Annotated in this window: 16 protein-coding genes and 1 pseudogene; 16 read left to right on the forward strand and 1 reads right to left on the reverse strand. The window is 47.2% G+C overall.

What is annotated here, in order from left to right:
• From MJ770_RS15265 to MJ770_RS15280, 4 genes are all read left to right on the forward strand, one after another.
• Positions 1–1,548: efflux transporter outer membrane subunit (locus MJ770_RS15265; RefSeq protein ID WP_320412241.1), on the forward strand; the 1,548-nt coding region annotated here is incomplete at its 5' end.
• A gap of 54 nt (positions 1,549–1,602) precedes the next feature.
• The gene (locus tag MJ770_RS15270; protein ID WP_239256072.1) at positions 1,603–2,745 is read left to right on the forward strand and encodes an efflux RND transporter periplasmic adaptor subunit; all 1,143 of its coding nucleotides are present in this window, start codon (positions 1,603–1,605) and stop codon (positions 2,743–2,745) included.
• Positions 2,742–5,840, forward strand: a complete 3,099-nt coding sequence (locus MJ770_RS15275) for an efflux RND transporter permease subunit (protein WP_239256074.1) — start codon at positions 2,742–2,744, stop codon at positions 5,838–5,840. The genes MJ770_RS15270 and MJ770_RS15275 overlap by 4 nt, the downstream gene beginning before the upstream one ends.
• A gap of 254 nt (positions 5,841–6,094) precedes the next feature.
• Positions 6,095–8,245, forward strand: a complete 2,151-nt coding sequence (locus tag MJ770_RS15280) for an ATP-binding protein (RefSeq protein ID WP_239256076.1) — start codon at positions 6,095–6,097, stop codon at positions 8,243–8,245.
• 129 nt (positions 8,246–8,374) lie between these two features.
• Here the strand turns inward: MJ770_RS15280 and cas6 are convergent, their stop codons facing one another.
• Positions 8,375–9,388 carry a CRISPR system precrRNA processing endoribonuclease RAMP protein Cas6 gene (gene cas6, locus MJ770_RS15285; protein WP_239256078.1) on the reverse strand — a complete coding sequence of 338 codons (1,014 nt, stop codon included), beginning with the start codon at positions 9,386–9,388 and terminating at the stop codon, positions 8,375–8,377.
• 280 nt (positions 9,389–9,668) lie between these two features.
• Between cas6 and cmr1 the strand changes: the two genes are divergently transcribed.
• The 12 genes and pseudogenes from cmr1 (at position 9,669) to cas2 (MJ770_RS15345) (ending at position 20,152) form a co-directional block, all read left to right on the forward strand.
• Positions 9,669–10,655: a type III-B CRISPR module RAMP protein Cmr1 gene (gene cmr1 / locus MJ770_RS15290; RefSeq protein WP_239256080.1), complete on the forward strand. Its 987-nt coding sequence runs from the start codon at positions 9,669–9,671 to the stop codon at positions 10,653–10,655.
• A gap of 5 nt (positions 10,656–10,660) precedes the next feature.
• Positions 10,661–12,616, forward strand: a complete 1,956-nt coding sequence (gene cas10, locus MJ770_RS15295; RefSeq protein WP_239256082.1) for a type III-B CRISPR-associated protein Cas10/Cmr2 — start codon at positions 10,661–10,663, stop codon at positions 12,614–12,616.
• Positions 12,613–13,797 carry a type III-B CRISPR module-associated protein Cmr3 gene (gene cmr3, locus MJ770_RS15300; protein WP_239256084.1) on the forward strand — a complete coding sequence of 395 codons (1,185 nt, stop codon included), beginning with the start codon at positions 12,613–12,615 and terminating at the stop codon, positions 13,795–13,797. Before cas10 ends, cmr3 begins: the two co-directional genes overlap by 4 nt.
• On the forward strand, positions 13,794–14,675 hold the full coding sequence (gene cmr4 / locus MJ770_RS15305) for a type III-B CRISPR module RAMP protein Cmr4 (RefSeq protein WP_239256086.1): 882 nt from the start codon (positions 13,794–13,796) through the stop codon (positions 14,673–14,675). Before cmr3 ends, cmr4 begins: the two co-directional genes overlap by 4 nt.
• Before the next feature lie 2 nt (positions 14,676–14,677).
• A complete protein-coding gene (cmr5, locus tag MJ770_RS15310; RefSeq protein WP_239256088.1) occupies positions 14,678–15,055 on the forward strand; it encodes a type III-B CRISPR module-associated protein Cmr5 in 378 nt (125 codons plus the stop codon).
• An 8-nt stretch (positions 15,056–15,063) separates the two neighbouring features.
• Positions 15,064–16,176: a type III-B CRISPR module RAMP protein Cmr6 gene (gene cmr6, locus MJ770_RS15315; RefSeq protein ID WP_239256090.1), complete on the forward strand. Its 1,113-nt coding sequence runs from the start codon at positions 15,064–15,066 to the stop codon at positions 16,174–16,176.
• Positions 16,177–16,258: 82 nt separating this feature from the next.
• Positions 16,259–17,539 (forward strand): TIR domain-containing protein, encoded by a 1,281-nt coding sequence (locus tag MJ770_RS15320; RefSeq protein WP_239256092.1) that lies wholly within the window; start codon positions 16,259–16,261, stop codon positions 17,537–17,539.
• 541 nt (positions 17,540–18,080) lie between these two features.
• Complete coding sequence (cas2, locus tag MJ770_RS15325; RefSeq protein ID WP_239256094.1) at positions 18,081–18,362, forward strand: CRISPR-associated endonuclease Cas2; 282 nt, start codon at positions 18,081–18,083, stop codon at positions 18,360–18,362.
• Positions 18,363–18,385: 23 nt separating this feature from the next.
• Positions 18,386–18,652 (forward strand): annotated as a pseudogene (cas2, locus tag MJ770_RS15330) (CRISPR-associated endonuclease Cas2).
• Positions 18,653–19,323: 671 nt separating this feature from the next.
• Positions 19,324–19,536, forward strand: a complete 213-nt coding sequence (locus MJ770_RS15335) for a type II toxin-antitoxin system HicB family antitoxin (RefSeq protein ID WP_239256096.1) — start codon at positions 19,324–19,326, stop codon at positions 19,534–19,536.
• Positions 19,533–19,760: a type II toxin-antitoxin system HicA family toxin gene (locus tag MJ770_RS15340; RefSeq protein ID WP_239256098.1), complete on the forward strand. Its 228-nt coding sequence runs from the start codon at positions 19,533–19,535 to the stop codon at positions 19,758–19,760. Before MJ770_RS15335 ends, MJ770_RS15340 begins: the two co-directional genes overlap by 4 nt.
• Before the next feature lie 200 nt (positions 19,761–19,960).
• Complete coding sequence (cas2, locus tag MJ770_RS15345; RefSeq protein WP_239256100.1) at positions 19,961–20,152, forward strand: CRISPR-associated endonuclease Cas2; 192 nt, start codon at positions 19,961–19,963, stop codon at positions 20,150–20,152.
• The last annotated feature ends 974 nt before the right edge of the window (positions 20,153–21,126 follow it).

The following is a 21,126-nucleotide window of genomic DNA, read 5'->3' on the forward strand; positions in this document are numbered from 1 at the left end:
AATATAAAGTGCTGTCCAGTCTTTATATGGTTTATTTCACGGCTAACCGCAGGTTTGCTATTGGGAAGCACACTATTGCTGTTTGGTTGTACTAATGTAGGGCCTGATTTCGAGCATCCTGCCCCGCCCGCTGTATCAAATTACACTTCACAAAAATTACCGAAACAAACTGCAACGGCACTCGGAAATTTTGGTGAAGCGCAGCGTTTCGTGCCTGGAAAAGATGTGCCGGTAAATTGGTGGGAGAGTTTTGGTTCGACCAAACTTAATGCTCTCATCGACCAAGCCTTAAGCGCCAGTCCCACATTAGATGCGGCGAAAGCTACTCTAGTTCAAGCACAACAAACCTATGCTGCACAAAGTGGCTCTTTGCTATATCCCCAAGTGGATGCCAATATAGGAATGCAGCGTCAAAAGTTCAGTCAGTCCCTTTTCGGACAAGGAACAGGCAGCAAAATATTCAATTTGTATAACGCTGGCGTAGCAGTCAGTTATAACTTCGATCTTTTCGGGGGTAATCGGCGCGCGCTCGAATCTTTTGCTGCACAGGCTGATTATGAACTTTATCAGTTTGAAGGTGCGCGACTGACACTCGCTGCCAACATCGTGACTACTGCAATGTCACAGGCGCAATTCGCCGCACAGGCTAAAGCCACAATGGCAATTTTAGAAGCACAGAAAAAACAGCTCAATATTGCGAGGGAACGTTTCAAACTGGGCGCGATACCCCGCAATGAAGAATACACGTTACTCACTCAGGTAGAGCAAACCCGCGCCAGCATTCCAGTCCTGCGTAATAATCTTGAGAAAACAAATAATTTGCTTGCTGTGTTAGTGGGGCAGCTACCTGGAGAGGCAAAATTACCAAATTTTGCTTTAACAGATTTTAGTCTGCCGACAGACCTTCCGCTTGTCATACCTTCCGAATTGGTGCGTCAGCGACCCGATATTCAGGCGTCTGAAGCTTTGTTACATGTGGCAAATGCGCAATATGGGGTAGCTGTGTCCAATCTCTACCCACAAATTAATTTATCTTCTGGACTTAACTCTCAGGCGCTTGCTGCATCCAGCTTATTCGGCGTTGGGTCAATGGTTTGGAATTTGGCAGGTCAAGTCACGCAGCCATTATTCAATTTTGGCCTCAACGCTGGGAAGAATGCAGCAGAAGCGAGTTTAAATGCTGCAAGTGCTAACTATCGCGAAACCGTGCTGCAAGCTTTACGCAATGTTGCGGACGTTCTGCGTACACTAGACAATGACGCGCAAATATTGCAAGCGCAAGCCGCTGCCAATGCTTCAGCGCAAGCCTCACTTAATCTTGTCCAACAGCAATATTTATTAGGAGGCGTGAGTTATTTGGAGCTTCTTACTGCACAACAACAGGCTCAACAAACTCAGATTAACTTAATTACTGCTCAGGTTCAGCGTTTGACGGATACCGCAGCGCTTTACCAGGCTATGGGTGGAGGCTGGGTCGCCGCTTCAAAACAAGAAGCGGGACAGCAACCACAATATACTCAATCTGCAGTACAACTTTCCGAGCACTAAGGATTAGTGCAGCATCGTTTAAATTTAAATCGGAATTGAGCATGGAGTATTTGCATGACTAAAGGTACGACCAAACGCATGATTATCATGCTGTTGTTAGCCGCAATAGTGTTTGGCGGAATTTATGCTTTTCAGCAATTTCGCAACAAAATGATACAGCAGGGTATCAAAGGACAAGCTAATCCACCGCAAAGTGTCTCTACCACTGTGGCGAAAATGGCCACTTGGCAACCTTCAGTTGAAGCGGTAGGCAATTTGCGTGCTTCGAATGGCACCAACCTGGCAGCCGAAGTCAGTGGCATCGTTAAAGCTATACACTTCGACTCTGGAGAAATGGTAAAAACGGGGCAGTTGCTATTAGAACTAAATGCCGATCCGCTTAAAGCTCAACTCAAACAGCTGTATGCTGCCGTCGGACTTGCCAAACAGAATTTCAAACGCGACTTTGCTCAACACAAAATGCAGGCAGTCAGCCAAGCTACAGTGGACAATTCTGCCGCTAATTTGAAAAGTGCCTTAGCTGAGGTGACGATGCAAAAAGCGATCATTGCACAGAAAAGCATTCGTGCTCCCTTTGCTGGTCAGCTGGGTATACGCCTGGTAGATCTTGGGCAATATTTGGCAGCAGGCACTGCCCTTGTTAATCTGCAAAAACTTGATCCTATGTATCTGGACTTTACCGTTCCACAGGACCAGATTGACATGATTCATGTTGGTGAGAACGTTGATGTGCAAACCAGTGCATTTCCGAACAAAGTTTTTGTCGGCACTATTTCCGCGATTGAACCACAGGTGGATATTGCTACGCGAAATCTCAAAGCACGAGCAAGCATACCCAATCCTGATGGTGAATTACTTCCCGGCTTATTTGCTACGGCGCGAGTGAATAGAGGAGAAGAAAAACAATACGTCACCCTGCCAAACTCAGCCATTGCTTATAACCCTTACGGTAGCACCGTGTTTATAGTGAACAACAAAGGAAATAAGGCAGATGGCAAGCCTAAATTGGAGGTCGAACAGCGTTTTGTTACTACCGGCCTTACACGTGGTGATCAAGTGGCAGTGCTTAGCGGCCTGGAAGCAAATGAGATTGTGGTTACTTCGGGTCAACTCAAACTACGCAATGGCACGCCGGTATATATAAATAATAGCGTGCAACCGTCTAACAATCCCAATCCTGAGGTGAAAGACGAATGAATATGACTGCTGGCGCTGCGGCGAGAAAATTTACTGACATTTTCGTCGAACGCCCAGTTTTGGCAGCCGTCATTAGCCTGGTAATACTGGTTCTGGGCTTACGCTCACTTAGTTCATTGCCGGTATTACAATACCCTTACACCCAAAATGCGGTGGTAACTATCAGTACAGTTTATCCAGGCGCCGATGCCAACTTGGTGGCTAGCTTCATCACCACGGCACTGGAAAATGCCGTAGCTCAGGCCAACGGTATTGATTATATGACCTCTAACAGCACCCAGGGAATGAGCAGTATTAGCGCCAACCTTCGATTAAATTATGATCCAAGCAAGGCCTTAACTGAAATTAACACCAAAGTTAATGCAGTGCTCAATCAATTGCCGCCGCAGGCGCAAAAACCAACGCTCTCGGTCAGCATCGGCCAAACCATTGATGCGATGTACATCGGCTTTTACAGTGATGTCCTCAAACCGAACCAAGTCACTGACTACCTCTTACGCTCCGTACAGCCTAAGCTGCAAGCGATTGAAGGCGTACAAGTTGCCGAATTGCTGGGTGCAAAAAACTTTGCCCTGCGAGCATGGCTAGACCCACAAAAACTCGCCGCTGTTGGTCTCACCGCTGCCGATGTGTATGCTATTTTGGCTGCCAACAACTTCCTCTCATCCAGTGGCCAATCCAAGGGACAAATGGTTCAGATCAACCTGAATTCATCTACCGCGCTGCGTTCAGTAGAAGAATTCAAGCAGATGATCATCAAGCAACAAGACAACTCAATCGTACGCTTGGCTGATGTAGCAAATGTAACTTTAGGCGCTGATGACTATGACAGCAGTGTGTCCTTCGACGGTATAAAAGCGGTATATGCGGGTATTCAGGTTGCCCCAGGTGCTAATTTGCTGGATGTGATCGCTCGAGTACGAGAAGTAATGCCTGACATTGAGGCACAGCTACCACAAGGATTGAATAGCAATATCGTTTATGACTCGACCAAATTCGTCAATTCATCAATTAACGAAGTTATTAAAACGCTTATAGAAGCAGTCATCATTGTTACTGCAGTGGTGTTTATTTTCTTGGGCTCGCTACGCTCGGTTCTTATTCCGGTTGTTGCGATCCCACTTTCATTGGTTGGAACTTTAACCATAATGCTGGCCTTGGGCTATTCAATTAACCTGCTTACACTTCTGGCCCTCGTACTTGCCATTGGGCTAGTGGTAGACGATGCCATCATCGTCGTAGAAAACGTAAGCCGTCATCTGGAAGAAGGGCTGTCACCCTTTGATTCCGCTTTAAAAGCAGCGCGTGAGCTGGCAAATCCTATTATTGCGATGACCATCGTGCTTATCGCAGTATATGTGCCCATAGGCTTTATGAGTGGCCTCACTGGGGCGCTGTTTACCGAGTTTGCTTTTACGTTGGTGGGCGCTGTGATTATATCCGCTGTAATTGCGCTGACACTTTCACCGATGATGTGTTCGCGTCTATTGCGGGCACCTAAACGCAAAGGGGGTAACTGGCAAGATCGTTTGGGCGTATGGCTGGATAAACGATTTGAACGCTTACACGTCCGTTATGAAAAAATCCTGCAAGGCACACTCAACTTCGTCCCTGTCATAGTCGTATTTGCGTTGGTTGTGTTGGGTGGTATTTATTTCCTGTATACCACATCAATGTCGGAGCTTGCGCCGCAGGAAGACCAAGGTGTGCTGATTGCAGCTTCTTTTAACTCGCCGAATGCGACACTAAAACAACGAGAAATGTTTGGTGAACAGATTCATAAAATTTTCAGATCTCACCCGGAAACAGATCACATATTCCAGCTGAATATGCCGACACAGCTTATCTCTGGCATGGTACTCAAGCCCTGGGATGAACGTGTTAAAACCGCCTTTCAGTTAAAACCAGAAGTGCAAAATGAATTGAAGGAAATCGCAGGCTCGCAAAGTGCCCTCTTCCAGCCTCCCCCACTACCCGGTGCGCGTGGCCTGCCAATACAATTTGTGATTACTACCACAGAGCCATTTTCCAAGCTATATGAAGTATCCCAAAAGTTTTTGCAAGCAGCTGAAAAAACAGGTGAATTTATTTTCGTGCAGTCAGATTTACGCATTGACCTACCACTAACCACTGTCGTGATTGATCGCAACATGGCGTCGCAACTCGGGCTAAACATGCAAGATATAGGCTCTGCCTTGTCCGCCATGTTAGGCGGAGGATATGTGAACTATTTCGAGCTTGAAGGACGTTCTTATAAAGTTATTCCTCAAGTAGCACAGCGTTTTCGCCTTAATGCAGACCAACTCAATAACTATTATCTGCGTACCGCAAGTGGACAAATGGTGCCATTATCCACAGTGGCTCATCTGGAAACCAGCACTGAACCAGAAACCATCAATCACTTTCAGCAACAAAATATGGCGACCATACAAGGCGTGGCTTTCCCCACGATCTCGCAAGGTCAAGCACTGGAACGGCTCAAAATTTTAGCAGAAGAAACTTTGCCTGCTGGATACGGTTATGACTACGCGGGACCTTCACGACAATTTATGCAAGAATCTGGCGGGCTATTACTTACCTTCTTCTTTGCAATTATTATTATTTTCCTGGCACTTGCGGCTCAATTTGAAAGCTTCCGCGACCCCGTTATAATTTTAGTATCTGTGCCCATGTCTATTGCAGGCGCCTTAATTTTTATCAATCTCGGTATAGGACAATCCAAACTCAACATTTATACTGAAGTTGGCTTAGTAACACTCATTGCTCTTATTTCTAAGCATGGAATTTTGATTGTTGAATTCGCTAATAATTTGCAGCAAAAAGGATTGAGCAAGCGTGATGCCATAGTGAAAGCCTCTGGCTTACGTCTGCGCCCGATACTGATGACAACCGCCTCGACGGTACTAGGTGTTCTACCGCTCATCACAGCCAGCGGGGCTGGTGCAGTAAGCCGCTTTAATATGGGCTTAGTGATCGCCAGCGGCTTATCGATAGGCACAATATTTACCCTGTTTGTTGTGCCGGGTATGTATATGTTTCTTGCTACTGATCGTAGTCATGCTCCAACAATAGCAAACTCGAGTGTTAAAACTTAAGAGCGTCTCTAAAAACTCAATTTAATAGGTAATACTAAGGTGCGAATAATAAATTGAACGCAGCATATATATTTATATATGTAAGTGATAAATTTTTTTAAGCAACGCGGTATTTTGACTATGATTGGATATTTTGAGATGCCATGAAGCATCCCTGGGTAAGTTGTTAAACCTAGTAGCACAAGCACTTCTGAGATATATTCAGACCGTTTAACCACCTCGGAAACGAGCTGAAATAAAGTTGAAAATTAATAATGAAGAAATTAGTGGACGCTGAAGAAAATCTGAAGAGTAATGTCTCAAAATCAGAAACGGCGCGTGAAAGCAATGCCACTGCACTGCTTTCAGCCATTGTTGAGTCTTCCGATGACATTATTTTAAGTAAGGATTTAAACGGCATCATAAATTCATGGAATTTGGCGGCCGAAAAGATTTTAGGATATTCAAAAGCAGAAGCTGTTGGTAAGCATATCAGTCTGATAATTCCAATCGACCGTATTGCTGAAGAGCATGAAATAATTAGAAAAATAAAATTGGGGCAGAATGTAAATCATTTTGAAACCATACGTTGCCGTAAAGATGGCAGCTTAATCGAACTTTCAATCACGGTATCTCCCATTAAAAACAAACAAGGTGATGTTATCGGGGCTTCGAAAATTGGCCGCGACATTACGGCTCGTAAACGTATTGAAAAAGCATTGGCCGAAGAGCAGGAAACTCTTGAAACGCTTAATCTCTTGGCACCGATTCTAATCTCGAACCTTAATCTGAAATCGTTGGTTCAGCAGGTAACTGATGAGGCAACAAAAGTTACTCGCGCTGCTTATGGCGCTTTTTTTTATAATGTCCTACAGGAAGATGGACAAGCGTATTTGCTGTACACGCTTTCAGGAGCGTCCAAAGAAGCGTTTGCTCATCTTGGGATGCCTCGAGCCACGGCGATATTCGGTCCTACTTTCAAAGGCGGCACCATAATATCGGACGATATTACAGCTGACCCACGCTACGGCCAAAATATACCATATGATGGAATGCCCGCGGGTCATCTGCCCGTGAAAAGTTATCTGGCTGTACCAGTAATATCACGGAGCGGCACAGTTATCGGAGGTCTTTTTTTTGGCCATCCAGAAAAAGCCATTTTTGGGGACCGCGTCGCTCGGTTAGCAGAAGGTATTGCTGCTCTAGCCGCAGTGGGTATTGATAACGCTCGGTTATATGATGAGGTGAAACTCGGCAAGAAAAAAGCAGAAGAAGCCAGCAGAGCGAAAACAGATTTCTTAACGACAATGAGCCATGAGATCAGGACGCCAATAAATGCTATTGTTGGTCTATCGTCCATTCTTTCAATGAGCTCACCCCTAACGGCAAAACAAACGGATTTTCTCAAAACGCTAAACTCCTCGGCTGATTCTCTGCTTGCATTAATAAATGATCTACTCGACATTTCCAAGATCGAAGCTCGCTCTATGGATATCGAAGATATTCCATGTTCTTTATATCAACTCGCAGAAGAAGTTGTAAGTATGCATTCCGTGGAAGCGTGGGAGAAGGGAGTTGTCTTTACCGCGGACGTTGAAAGCGTACACAAGCTTATTTTTTGTAGTGATCCGACGAGGCTGCGCCAGATATTACATAATCTCTGTAGCAACGCCGTCAAATTTACTGAAAATGGAAAAGTCTCCTTAAAAATTCTGAATGACGAGGGAGACGACCTTGGATTTGCTCAAATTTCCATTATCATTTCGGATACCGGAATCGGTATCCCTAAGGAAAATCTGGACATTATCTTTGAAAAATTTGTTCAATCCGATACATCTATAAATCGCCGGTATGGGGGCACGGGCTTGGGTTTATCTATTACGAAAAGTCTCGTTACAGCGATGGGAGGCACAATTTCCGTGACAAGTCAGTTGAATCGTGGCTCGGTGTTCACTGTTTGCCTTCCAATTCGTATCGCATCTGAAGATCATACCGACCCAAAGGCTACCGTAACGTCGACCTTACATGATACAACCCCCAATAATAAGCCCTGCATACTCATCATAGAGGACCATGAGCCTAATATCATGGTGGTCAGCGCCTTCTTGGATAATCTTGGGTATGACTATGACGTTGCGAAAAGTGGTACAGAAGCGCTGAATAAAATCAAAATTCGACAATATGATGTTGCGCTCATGGATGTTCAGATGCCAGGCCTGAATGGATATGAGACGACTCAATTATTCCGGATTGAAGAAAAGAATAAAGAAAAAAGAAGATTGCCTATTATCGGAGTAACTGCACATGCGATGACAGGTGAAAAAGAGCGTTGCCTTAAGTCAGGAATGGATGACTATATGTCAAAGCCATTTTGTTTTGAAGATTTGCGTAATAAAATTGATGCATTGATAGGCCAAAGCAGTTAGCGTCAAAATGAACGATGTCTTGGCTGAAGTAAACAAACCATCATAAATCCTGAACAGCGTTGACTGTTCAAGAAATTTACTTGTTCTAACAGCCTGTCGAACTGACAGGAAATCAGCTGCAAATTTCTATTAATATTGACAGATCATCCTCCCCAGACCAAACGTAGATTTCCCGCCCAAGTGCGTTAACTCCGCCATCCGCAAGTAAGGCAAAAACGGCGCAAGATCTCCGATGTATTCCAATGTACCCATCAACCCACCAAACTGCATACTGGTTTTCTGGCTAGACGAGTAGCGATTCCAGTCTACCCAGCGCGTGTCACTCTGGCTAAGCTCAATACCACTTGCAAATTGCAACAACCTTGTCTTGACTTCACCCTCAACCAAAGGCTGATTCCCCTGCGCTTGCGACAACATATTCAAACGTGCCAGCAGTTTGGAAATAAGCAAAGAGAAATCTGGTGGGTGGCGCACCAAACGGTTTTCATGCTTCAAACGCAACGGCGTTTGTAAATTCAGTGTCAACTTGGCACAAGGCACATCCGCTTCATCAAGGCATAAATCAACAGGCGTAATCCATGCAGTATCCATTCCATCAGACCAGACATTCAACCAATCTTCATTAGCGCAAAGCTCGCGCAGCGATTCGTTTGTTCCCTCCCCTACCCCGAGAGAGTTGGGGTGAGAGAAACCGGCATGGCGAGTTTTATCATCAGGGACGGCGTCCTTGCCATGCACGTTAGTAAAATGATCCACTTGATAAACGATAAACTTAGCACGCTGCTCACCCAGACCATCACGCCCCACTAAACGCAACGCATCGCAACACGCTTGCGCATGGCGCACCGCCTTGCCAAACAACGTCAACTCAAAATCAAACTCATGCCCGGTCTCCCAAGTTCGCAACTCATCCAGCGGCGCAAGCAAAATGTAAGGACGAATAGTAGGCGAAGCATCACCATCAGCCTGTTCACTTCCAAAAAGGTCAGAGTAAAGATAAGGGAAATCTCGACGCAATACGCGACCAAAAACGCCATGAAAAAGCGAACCCTTGTGGACTGGCATAACCGCCTCACTCAACAAACGAGCCGAAAAACGCAGGCGTACAAGACGCAAAGCAACAGTATTCATTATCGATGTCATAGCAATTTATCCTGGATTGTTCTTTAGGCCGTTCGTGGTGAGCCGGTCGAACCACCTACACTGAAAATCAAGCCTGTCGGCATAGTCTTACGATGTAGCTAGTAATTTCAATGCGATGGATTATCGCATTCGCAAAATTAGACTGCACGGCAACCTTTTACTGGCAACGTTGAACAAATAAGCGGTTTTCTGGGGTAGTATGCCAATTTTGTTGGAATCGCTTCGGGTAAATATTAAATATCACGCCAAACATAGTAAATTTTGATAGCTGAGGAATGCCATGCCACCAGTCACGCTGACCGCAGAATTTAAAATCGTCACGCCAATGTTTATCGGAGGGGCAGATCAATCGCCAAGCGATGGCATACGGCCGCCCTCGGTTAAGGGAGCGCTCAGGTTCTGGTGGCGGGTACTAAACTGGTGGAAGTTTTACAAGGGAACTGAACCGAGCATCCCGACCGAAATGCGACAAGTCGACGCGCTTAAGGCATTGCACGAAGAAGAAGTGCGTTTGTTTGGCGGATCGGCAGAACAGGGTGGTCAGGGAGTGTTTTTACTGGAGATTGCGAAACAACCTATAACTAATTCTACAATTACCGATTGGCCGACAAACAACACTGGAGCCGGTTACATGGCTTATGGAATTCTTGCATCCAATGGAGGTGAAGCTGGGATACCACAGCCTCATCGAAAAGGAATCCAAGAAGCACAAAATTTCATTATGCGATTGCGTTTCCGCCCTAAAATTTCCCAAGAAGACCAAAACTCCATACTCGCCACTTTGAATGCATGGAATTTATTCGGTGGTTTGGGAAGCCGTTCGCGCCGAGGCATGGGATCAGTGACTCGCGTTGACCCTCAAGGAAATTTGCCTACACGGCAGGAATACGAACAGCAGGTCAACCTTATGATAGCTTCAATGACTTCCGCCCCCTTACCACCATATACCGCGATGAGCTCGGAAAGTCATTTTCATATCCTGTCTGAATGCAACAATGCACGCTCTGTTTTGAATCTGGCTGGACAGATGTATAAGGATTTCCGGGGACAGGGTAGTCAGTTGAGTATCAGAGATAAAATTCCTTTTGGGTTGCCGTTACAAAGAGTGGATGAGAAAAATCGCCGATCTAGTCCATTGCTATTCCATGTTCATGCCTTAGCGAATAATAAGTTTGTCGCGACGGTTCTGTTTCTTCCCGCCAGTCAATTCCACCCGGTTTACCCATCCATCAACATGACTAAAGTGGCGAAGTTTGCTCAAGGATGAGATAAATGAATCAATACTTCCACTTCACCCTCGGACCTGTCCAAGGATTTGTCGCACAATCTCGGCGCACACGGGATTTCTGGGCAGGATCGTTCATCCTGTCATGGCTTTCGGCTGTAGCGATGAAGGCGGTCGAGAAACAGGACGGGAACATCGTTTTTCCGATGCCTGACAAAGCCTTCATGAAAGCAGTCGAAAAAGGTGGAGATGGGCCGAAGCAAGGTTGCATACCGAATCGATTCATGGCGGAAGTTGGTAATGATTTCGATCAAAAGAAAGTTACGGCTGCGGTGCAAGCTGCCTGGAAAGCCTTAGCTGACGAGGTTTGGAAAAATGATCTGCAAAGTATCACCAATGGGGAAGCTAAGAAAGTTTGGATGCGCCAGATTCCCACTTTCTGGGACATCGAATGGGCGATGGTGCAGGATAAAAATGCGACCAACACTCTAGATCGACTGAAGAGTTGGCGTACTCACCTGCCACCAGACGAGCCGGGGGTGAAGTGCATGATGATGGACGGATGGCAGGAGCTTTCGGGTGCGGAGCGTCCCGGCGAGGAACCGAAGAAATTTTGGGAAGAAGTGCGTGCGCAGCAAAATAGTGGTATGAAAACCGACCTGCGCCCTGGTGAAATGCTCTGCGCCATCGCTTTCGTCAAGCGTCGCTACGCGCGCTATTTCAAGAATATAACTGTAACCATGCCAGACGATTGGACGATCAGGGGGTGGCCGCTCCCTCACACTGTTCCTTCGGTGCATTACATGGCTGTCGCGCCTTGGCTGGCGCAGTTGCTTGGCAAGGCAAATGAAAAATCAGAAACCGGGCAGACACTCAGGTCGTTACTGAGGCAATTTCATGGTCAGGCTTTAAAATTGACCGATGGTACACATAACGAATGGGAATCCAATATTCGATGTGTGCGCGAAGCTGATGGCAAGCGTGAATGGAAAGCACTGGATGGTGCAGTCTTTTTCGACGCCATGCTGGAGAACAAAAATCTGTGGGATACGCAGCAACAGGCAATCGCGGCTGACGTACTGGATAAACTCAAGGAAGTTCGCGACAAAGCCAAGCTAAATCCCGCCTCCCCTTTCTACGCTGTCCTGCTGATGGATGGTGATGAACTGGGCTTACAGATGTGTGAGCAGGGCAAACAGCAATCTATTACGAACGGATTGGCACAGTTCACTGCCGAAGTAAGCAAAATCGTTTACGAGCATAACGGCTTTCTAGTCTATGCGGGCGGCGACGATGTACTGGCTTTGCTGCCACTGGAAGACGCACTGAGCTGCGCCACCGCACTACGCAAACATTATCTTTCTTGTTTTGCTACAACACTTGTAACTACCTCAATTTCCGCCGCCATCGAATATGCCCACGTCAAGATGCCGCTGGGCAAGGTGCTGCGCGACGCGCATGACCTGCTCGATAATGTGGCGAAGGATGGACGGGGTCGCGATGCCGTAGCCTGTCGTGTGTGGAAACCTGGCGGCATGGCGTTGGAATGGGCGCAGCCGTGGGAAGTCGCATTAAAGGATTGCAGTGTCGTCATCGAACTGCTGGCGAAACAATTCCAAGAAAACCAGAAAGTGGAAGAATCGAAAGGCGAAGCTGGTCGCTTCGCAGGGAAATTTTTCTATCGCATCCGCGAGCGTTTTGATTTGCTCAATCCCCACAAGAACAAAAATGGAACTTTATTGCCGAGTATTCTTAATGATGACCAGGCCACCTTGTTGATGGCGATGGAGTACCTCAACTCCGGTGCATCAACGATCAAGACCATGGACGAAGCGCGCAAAATTGTGGGGCCTCTTTTCGAACAATGCCGCCCATCAATCCGCAAGCGGCAAGTCGAAGAAATAACCAAAGAGACGAAAGTGTCGATAGAGCCACAGCCCATGCTGGAGGCTGACGGTGCACTGCTGGTTCGTTTTTTGGCGCAGAAGGGAGTGGAGCAATGAGTGCATTTAAAGCATTGCGACTAACCGCACTCGATACGCTGTTCTTCCGCGAGTCCCGCCCGTTCGATGCCATCGGCGGCTCGGAACTCGCCAGTGTTTTTCCACCCCCGCCGCGCACTGTGCTGGGTGCGCTGCGTTCGGCCATTGGTGATGCGCTGGGCGCAGATTGGAGGCAATTCCAAAGCGATACAAAGTACGCGCCGAATGGCGAGCGATTGCGTGACCTTATTGGCTACAGCGATGATTTGGGCAAGCTTTCGCTGGGTGGTATCTGGCTGTCGCTGGATGGTGAGCGTCTTTATCCCGCACCACTGTTTATGTTGCATCGAAAGGAAAAAGACGAAGCTCATTTTGGCCGTCTGCACATCGGCGCTGCCGTGCTGACGAATGTGGGAAATGTACGTTTACCGGAAGCACCGGATAGAAAACATGGATACAAGCCGTTCGAAGGCACATGGCTTACCTGCACCGGGCTGGAGAAAGTGTTGCGTGGCGATACGCCAAGTAACGACGATCTTCGTAAGCAAAAAGATCTGTTTGCCAAAGAGCCGCGCCTCGGTATTGCGAGGGACAACAGAACACGCACAGCGCAGGATAATTTACTTTATCAGAGCTGCCACGTTCGTCCCCGAGTCGGTTTATCTATCGAGGTGGACATTAATGTGACGGACATGGACATGGACATGTACATTGAAAACCGTATCGTGCGGTTGGGTGCCGAAGGCCGAATGGCCGACATTTCTATTGAGTTAGAAATGAAGATGCCCGCAAAACCGCAAGTGGTAGAAGGTGATACACAAGGATTAATTCTTGTCTTGCTTACCCCCGCGCGGTTTGAGAACAATCTCGGCAACTGGCTGCCACAGAGTTTTGTTGTCAATACGCTGAATGGCGCAGTTGTTTGGAAAGGCACAATTAATGGCATTCATCTCACACTCCATGCTGCCGCACTTGGCAAGGCGCAACGCGAAGGCGGTTGGGACATGGCCCAAAAAAAACCACGCGACGTACAAAGTCTGATACCGCCGGGCAGCAGTTATTACTGCACGGTAGATAACGGAAACACTGATGCTGCCATCCACGCTCTGCATGGCAAACAAATCGGCGAAGACCAGAAATTTGGGCGCGGCGTGATCGTCTGTGGCCTGTGGAGAAATGAATATTTTGGAGAAAAAGCATGAATAACCAAGCCACAGCCTTGTTAGGTCTGCTTACAGAAACCAGTCTGCACGCCGGGGCAAGCAGCTCCGTAGACGGCGTAGATATGCCAATCCAGCGCGAAAGCCACAACGGCTGGCCGTGCGTGTACGGCTCCGCCGTCAAGGGGGCGTTACGAGATAACGGCGAGTCGAACTTGAGCGACAAAAATGATGCTCTTGCCATATTCGGCCCGGAGACCTCGAATGCCTCAGACAACGCCGGAGCTGTTGCAATCGGTGATGCACGCTTGTTGCTGTTGCCGGTTCGTTCACTGACCAGCGCGTTCAAGTGGGTGACTTGCGCTGAGGCACTGAATCGGCTGAAGCGCGATGCAAAACGGATGGGGCTGGAGAATGATTTCGGTTTTGTTGTGCTTTCAGCACCCGACGATGAATCAGCTTTAGCACTCGATAAAAATGGTGATCTTTTTCTGGAGGAATACCGATTTAAACTTACCAAAGAAGCGAAGGTAGAGGGCTGTATTACTTCCATCGCCAAACTGATGAGGCGGGATGACGCCGAGACAGAATTGAAAAAACGACTAATCATAATTTCTGACGACATGTTCACCCACCTGACCCAGGCCGCCGTACCGATCAATGCCCATATTGCCCTGAATTCAGACACCAAAACAACACAAGGCGGCGCGCTGTGGTACGAGGAAACACTGCCACCGGAAACGCTGCTCTATGTACCGCTCGCAGCGAACACGTCTCGTAAGGCTAGTCATAAACTAGAAGCAAGCGAAGTAATGGACAAGGTCACAAATCTTTTTGCCGACAAGCCATACTTGCAATTGGGTGGCAACGAAACTGTGGGCATGGGATGGTGTGCCGTCGAAGTGTTGAAAGGAGCGTAGTCATGCAGACAATGCAACAGCGGCGTGCCAAATATGCGCTTGAAAAAGTCGAAGCAGCTAAAAACAACGGTATCAGCCAGAAAGAATTCAAGAGCTACGCCGCAAGTTTTCCACCCATGATCCAGATGAATGGGCTGGGACAGGCAGCAGCTTTCTATCGTAGCAAGGGCTCGGAAGAGAATGCCAAAGGCAAGGCCTACCTTGCACTTTACAAACTGCTATCTGGTTGGCTGAAAGAACCCGGCCAACCCTACGCTGGCTCGGATGATCTGCTGAAAGGCATAACCTCCGAAAACATGCACACCTATCGTTTGGCGCAAGCCGAGGCACTACTGTTACTCGACTGGGTGAAAAAATTCGCCAAGGCATACATGGAGTGAGATACGAGATGAACACGCCACTTTATCTAAGTTGCAATCCACCAGCGAGGCTGCCAAACGATGGGCATCGCGGCTTGTGGTATGAGCGCTTCTTCAACGAATACACAGAAGATTTCACCAAGCTGGCTAGCAATGAAGAAAGCAAGAAACGCTGGATTGATTCGGTTATCAATCTGCCAGCGGGTGATAAAAATGCCATTGAGCAAGCAACTGACAGGTTGCAGTCGCTCTGTGAAAAATTGGGTGGCAAAACCCAAGTCTTTGCTGCGGATTGGCATTTCGTTACCGGCTTGGGGAATCCCCATCCTGTGGAGAATGGCTTCCTTTGGCATCCGACGCTGGGCGTACCCTACTTGCCGGGATCTGCAATAAAAGGGCTTGTGCGAGCATTGATAGAAGCATGGATGGAATTCGAAAGTGAGGACGAACGCCACGCCACGCTTTATCGCTGGTTCGGTTCTGAGGATAAAAAACCGGAAAAGCGCAAAGAACTCCGCTTAGGAGGTTTCATCCCGCCATCAAGAGGACAAAACTGCGACACTGAGGCAGGTACGTTTATATTTTTCGATGCCTTGCCCATTGAACCCGTCACCCTCAAAGCGGACATCATGACACTGCATATGGGCAAGTGGTACGAAAAAGGCGGCGAGGACCAAGACCCCATTGATCCAGATGTCACTCCCGCCGATTGGCATAACCCTCTGCCAGTGCTCTTTCTTATTGCCGATAAACCGAAATTCCAGTTTTCTATTGCCCCGCGCTTCGTGGCAGATAAAGGTGATGTTGAAAAAATTATGGCCGCGCTCGAAGATGCGTTGGACTGGCTGGGTGCGGGTGCCAAGACGTCAGTGGGATATGGGCGTATGGTCAACCTGAGAAGCATGGCTCAAAAATGGCTTGACAACATCATGGACGAGCTTAGACATGACAAAGACTTTAAAGGGCAACCTGAAGAGACATTATGGAAAAAGGCTCTTTCTGAAAAATATCTGTTGGCCAGCACTGACATTCAAAAAGAAGTGTTACCTCTAGTCCAGGAAAAATGGAAAGAGCTTAAGATTAATTGGAATGATCCAAAAGGGAATAGTGCGCAGGCAGCAAAAAATAATTTTTCAAAATAAATTCGACCCACTTGTGGAAAGCTTCACCGGATAAATACAAGAAAAACCGTAACATAAAACTTTTTAGCGATCGAGAATAGTCATGAAATACGCCTCCACCTTTCTGTCCCATAGCTCTTCCGATAAACCCCTCGTTGAAGCCGTAGCAAATGAATTGGGGCGTCGTGGGATTATTGCCTGGCTGGATAAAAATGATCTGACTCCCGGCCTCGATCTTTGTAACGCGCTCAAACAGGCGTTGCAACGGCAGGCCACGATTTGCATCTTTTTATCTGAACAGGCCGTATTGTCGGAATGGGTTAAAGATGAACTTGCTGTCGCGCTCTATAACGTGAAAGAATCTGGCAGGATTATTCCCGTCTACCTTAGCAACCCGCTTGAGTTGGTCAAGTCCCATCCCCTATTGAAAAGCCGCTGGTTGCACGCGGATGGTAACAGGGTCACACAGCTTGGAATTTGCCTAAAACCTGGAACGGATACCGCAACCCAAGCTTGTGAAATTGCGGACAAGATTGCGAGCGGTATTTATGATGATTTGTCGATTGAGGCTCAGAACGAAACTATTCTTTACGTGGACCAACGCGGCAACGGCATGCGCTGTGGTGAACTTCTGGACATTCCTATAAACGTAACTAAGCTGGATGCGCCCGCTCTGGTTTTTCGTCCTGACATTGGAAAACGCCGTCAGGATGAAGTGCTATATGACGATGCGTGGAAGAATATGTGGCGTGACATGGAATGCGCCCTTGATCGGTCAATCGGGACCGTCAGGGGGCACGACCCTAAAAAAATCAGGATTCTTGGCAATGCCCAATTGGGGTTTGCGTTCTTCCTAGGCCGCTATTTCAACAGGAACACCTCTGCCCATCTTTACTGCTATAACCGGGGCGATATTTTCAACAATCAGGATCAGAAACGGCACGCACCACTAGAGGGGGGCAATGCCAGTTGTGAGGCCAATCACCATGATGTTATTCCCGTACCCTCTGGGCATAAGCAGGAAGCTATTTCTCTTCTGTTAGTGAATGCAATTTATGTACGGCCAATTGTTGAATATCTGAAGGACAACTCCTCCACATATCCCCAGTATAGCTATTGGGTGAAACATGACTCGTTCTCCTCCAATGAACAGGTCATGAGTTATGTTGCAGACATCGTCGCATTGTTGTTGCGGCTTAATAGAGAATATGGTGTGCGTACCGTTTACCTATTCACAACTCTCCCATTTCATGTATTGCCTTTACTGGGAGCAAATCTACTTCATGTGATGGAGAATATCGTTTTCATGGAATATCGACGCGATTTGCAGAATAAAGGCTCTGGTGTCGAAAAGATGTATGTTCCGCTTACTGATGGAAAATAATCCCATGCCTCTCCGTAAACCTGATAAAAGATTTTCGGCATGATGGATGACCAGTTGGAAATCAACGCCTGCCTGAAAGCAAGCTGCTTTCTGCCTACAACTGTATGGGTAAGCATGTCGAGATTCTCCAGCGTCCACCTGAAATGATCATTGGAATCCAAGTTTGAAATTCAACTGGAAAGGTGCGATTTCCCAACCTGGACAGATTATTTCGATCCCAGATAGATTCTGTTCATTTATCGTGCGATCGACCGAAGGGTAATGCCAGCCGTCCGGCGTAGAATTTTGCACTTCATTACATTTTCCGATGTCGCTATTCCAGCTAAGGCCGTAACCGAATCAACAGGGTGAGAGCCTCTCTGCTTCTTAGAGGTTCTTGCATACTCGTGGATGGGTGTGCCCATGAGATATACCTCATACCGCGTGGGCACAGAAGCGTGCCCACCCTACGAAAATAATGCAATATCAGGTTTGGCATTACGCACGCGTACTGCAAGGTGAAGACGAAACCTATCGGCCGTGCGTGATGCGCTAAACAACCATGCAGGCATTCTGGATTATCGCCTACGACATCACCGACAACCGCCGCCGGGCGCGCATAGACCGTGTATTGAAGAATTACGCAGTGCGCGTGCAAGAAAGCGTCTTTGAAGGATGGATCAGCCATTCCAGATTGCGCCAGCTCAAACGTGAATTGCACGCTGAGATGAATACAGTTCATGATCATATCCGACTGTATACATTGTGCCACTGGTGCGAAGGTGCTATCAAAAGCCAAGGGAAAGGTCGCCGTGCAGAGGATGCCGATTACTATCTATTTTAAAATGACCATATGCCATGCTAATCATGATTTGCTATGACATCACTGATGATCGCCGCCGCAACAAAGTGGCGCGGCTGTTGCAAGGCTAGTGTAAACGCGTGCAGGAAAGTGTATTCGAATGCCATATAACGGCGCGTCAGCAACGTCAGATTATCAGCGATATTGAGGCCCTGATAGATGCCGAACAAGATAAGGTGCGCTACTATGCATTGTGTGGCAAAGATCGCGGCAAGCTGCAAGTGTTGGGAAACGGAGCCGAGACTCAGGATATAGCCTATTGGCTGTGTTAGCGGCGCTGAAGTGGCTTATTGATCTTTAACATGCAGAAATCAAGCAAAACAAAGGGTTGCGCTTATGTCAATAAATATTGCGCAGCATAATGATTTATATAAAGAATTCTATATAATATCCATGTTGCTGAAGTTAAGAGGTGTGTTTGCAGTAACGTGCGCCGCTAAATGGTCCGCAACACAAGGCGGGGCGGGGCATAGAAGTGGCAGAGTATTTACTGACCGGATTTCATAACGGGATTAAGACTTCATGCTTATTTCCTTTGAAAAAGTTAAAAGAAGTATTTACTGACCGGATTTCATAACGGGATTAAGACATTAGTATCTATACCTCCCCCTTCCAAGCAAATGTATTTACTGACCGGATTTCATATCGGGATTAAAATTTACGAAATTTTGATACTAAGTGCATGTGTGCGACAAAGGCTTTCATTCGTCTGATAACCAGACCGTGTTGAAAAAACAATTGGAGCAGATCGTGTTGCCGATGACAGGCAACCTATCGCAACTTTCGACGGGCGCGAAAAAGCGATAAGTTTTGTCGGATCATGAAATTCAAAGTAGCCGTATTATTGACGCCTATCTGAAGGTGCTGTTCGAATGAATGAAATTTGGATTGTAGGTACAGGGACATTGGCGGTATAAGTTCAAACTCAAGCAAGGAGAACAAAATGAAATACCGAGTGATTATTGAACAAGACGAAGATGGTATATTTGTTGCGGAGGTTCCGGCCTTGCCGGGATGTGTATCGCAAGGTGAAACAAGAGCAGTGGCGCTGAAGAATATTCAAGAAGCCATAGAAGCTTATGTGGGGAGCTTGAAAGCGCACGATGAGCCTGTCCCGCCATCGATAAGCGAGGAAGTGGTCGAGGTAGCGATGTGAGTGTTCTGCCTCAAATCTCTGGTCAGCAAGTTGTGTCAGCATTGGCCAAACTTGGCTATGCGAAGGATCGCCAAAAGGGCAGCCACATGCTGCTCCGGCAAGCAATCTATCCACACCGGCGCCTTGTAGTTCCGGACCATAAGGAAATCGCGAAAGGAACACTTCGTGCCATCATCAAACAAGCCGGGCTGACGGTTGAAGAATTCAACGCACTATTCAAATGAACTATCTCTACCACCTCATCTTGCCGAGTGGGCACAGAAGCGTGCCCGACGAAGGAGAAAAATTATGAACACACTTTTCTCGCGCATGCGATCCGATGAAACGCTGATTACCGCATGGAGCAAGGTTCTGTCAAACTGACATCGCTGATGATCGCCGCCGCAACAAAGTGGCGCGGCTGTTGCAAGGCTAGTGTAAACGCGTGCAGGAAAGTGTATTCGAATGCCATATAACGGCGCGTCAGCAACGTCAGATTATCAGCGATATTGAGGCCCTGATAGATGCCGAACAAGATAAGGTGCGCTACTATGCATTGTGTGGCAAAGATCGCGGCAAGCTGCAAGTGTTGGGAAACGGAGCCGAGACTCAGGATATAGCCTATTGGCTGTGTTAGCGGCGCTGAAGTGGCTTATTGATCTTTAACATGCAGAAATCAAGCAAAACAAAGGGTTGCGCTTATGTCAATAAATATTGCGCAGCATAATGATTTATATAAAGAATTCTATATAATATCCATGTTGCTGAAGTTAAGAGGTGTGTTTGCAGTAACGTGCGCCGCTAAATGGTCCGCAACACAAGGCGGGGCGGGGCATAGAAGTGGCAGAGTATTTACTGACCGGATTTCATAACGGGATTAAACTGATCGGGACGAGTTAGAGCGCCGATGCACGGTAACTGAAAAAGGGACGCTAGTAATATTCGTCACTTTTTTTTCATTGGTTAGCGGGTTAATCAGGCGGGACGTATCATCTACGTAATAATGAAGTGCGAAATGATTTTAGCTAGCGAACTAATGTTACCGCTCTTCTCACGAATGCCAGAGTTGACAGTCGGGCTTTTTGAGCAAGCTTCTACAAACGGATAGTCTATGCCCTGCCCTACTTTGGTATTGATCATTTAGTCCATGGTCTATCGCCGACGCATTTCTTCTTGATCTACTCAAACGGACTCGAATTACACCGCTAATCTGTTCTTGGTGAGCCAGTCGAACCACCTGCCCCCTCAAACAAGATCAGGGCGAACGGTTTATGGTGGCTTATTAGTGGTGTTTCTTCTGAAATTGGAATGGATCGATAACGTCAACTGCTGCATGTTGGCGACCAGGCATCTTTATAATCAGGTTTAATCAAGACAATTACATTTGACCCGGATAATCCATTAGGGAGTTTAACCAGCCTCCACCTTTGAAAAATGGGGAGAGCTTGCGAGGGGGCAAAGGGGGATTTTTGTGTCCCTGCAATGCTTATATCCCCCCTAGCCCCCCTTTTTCAAAGGGGGGAATGCGAAGTCATCGCGGGAATCAGATCTAATGAATTAAATGTAGTAATCGCGACATCATCTGACAGTTACCCGATTTGATCGAAGTGA

This window comes from Candidatus Nitrotoga sp. M5 (assembly GCF_927904885.1).
Lineage (GTDB): Bacteria > Pseudomonadota > Gammaproteobacteria > Burkholderiales > Gallionellaceae > Nitrotoga.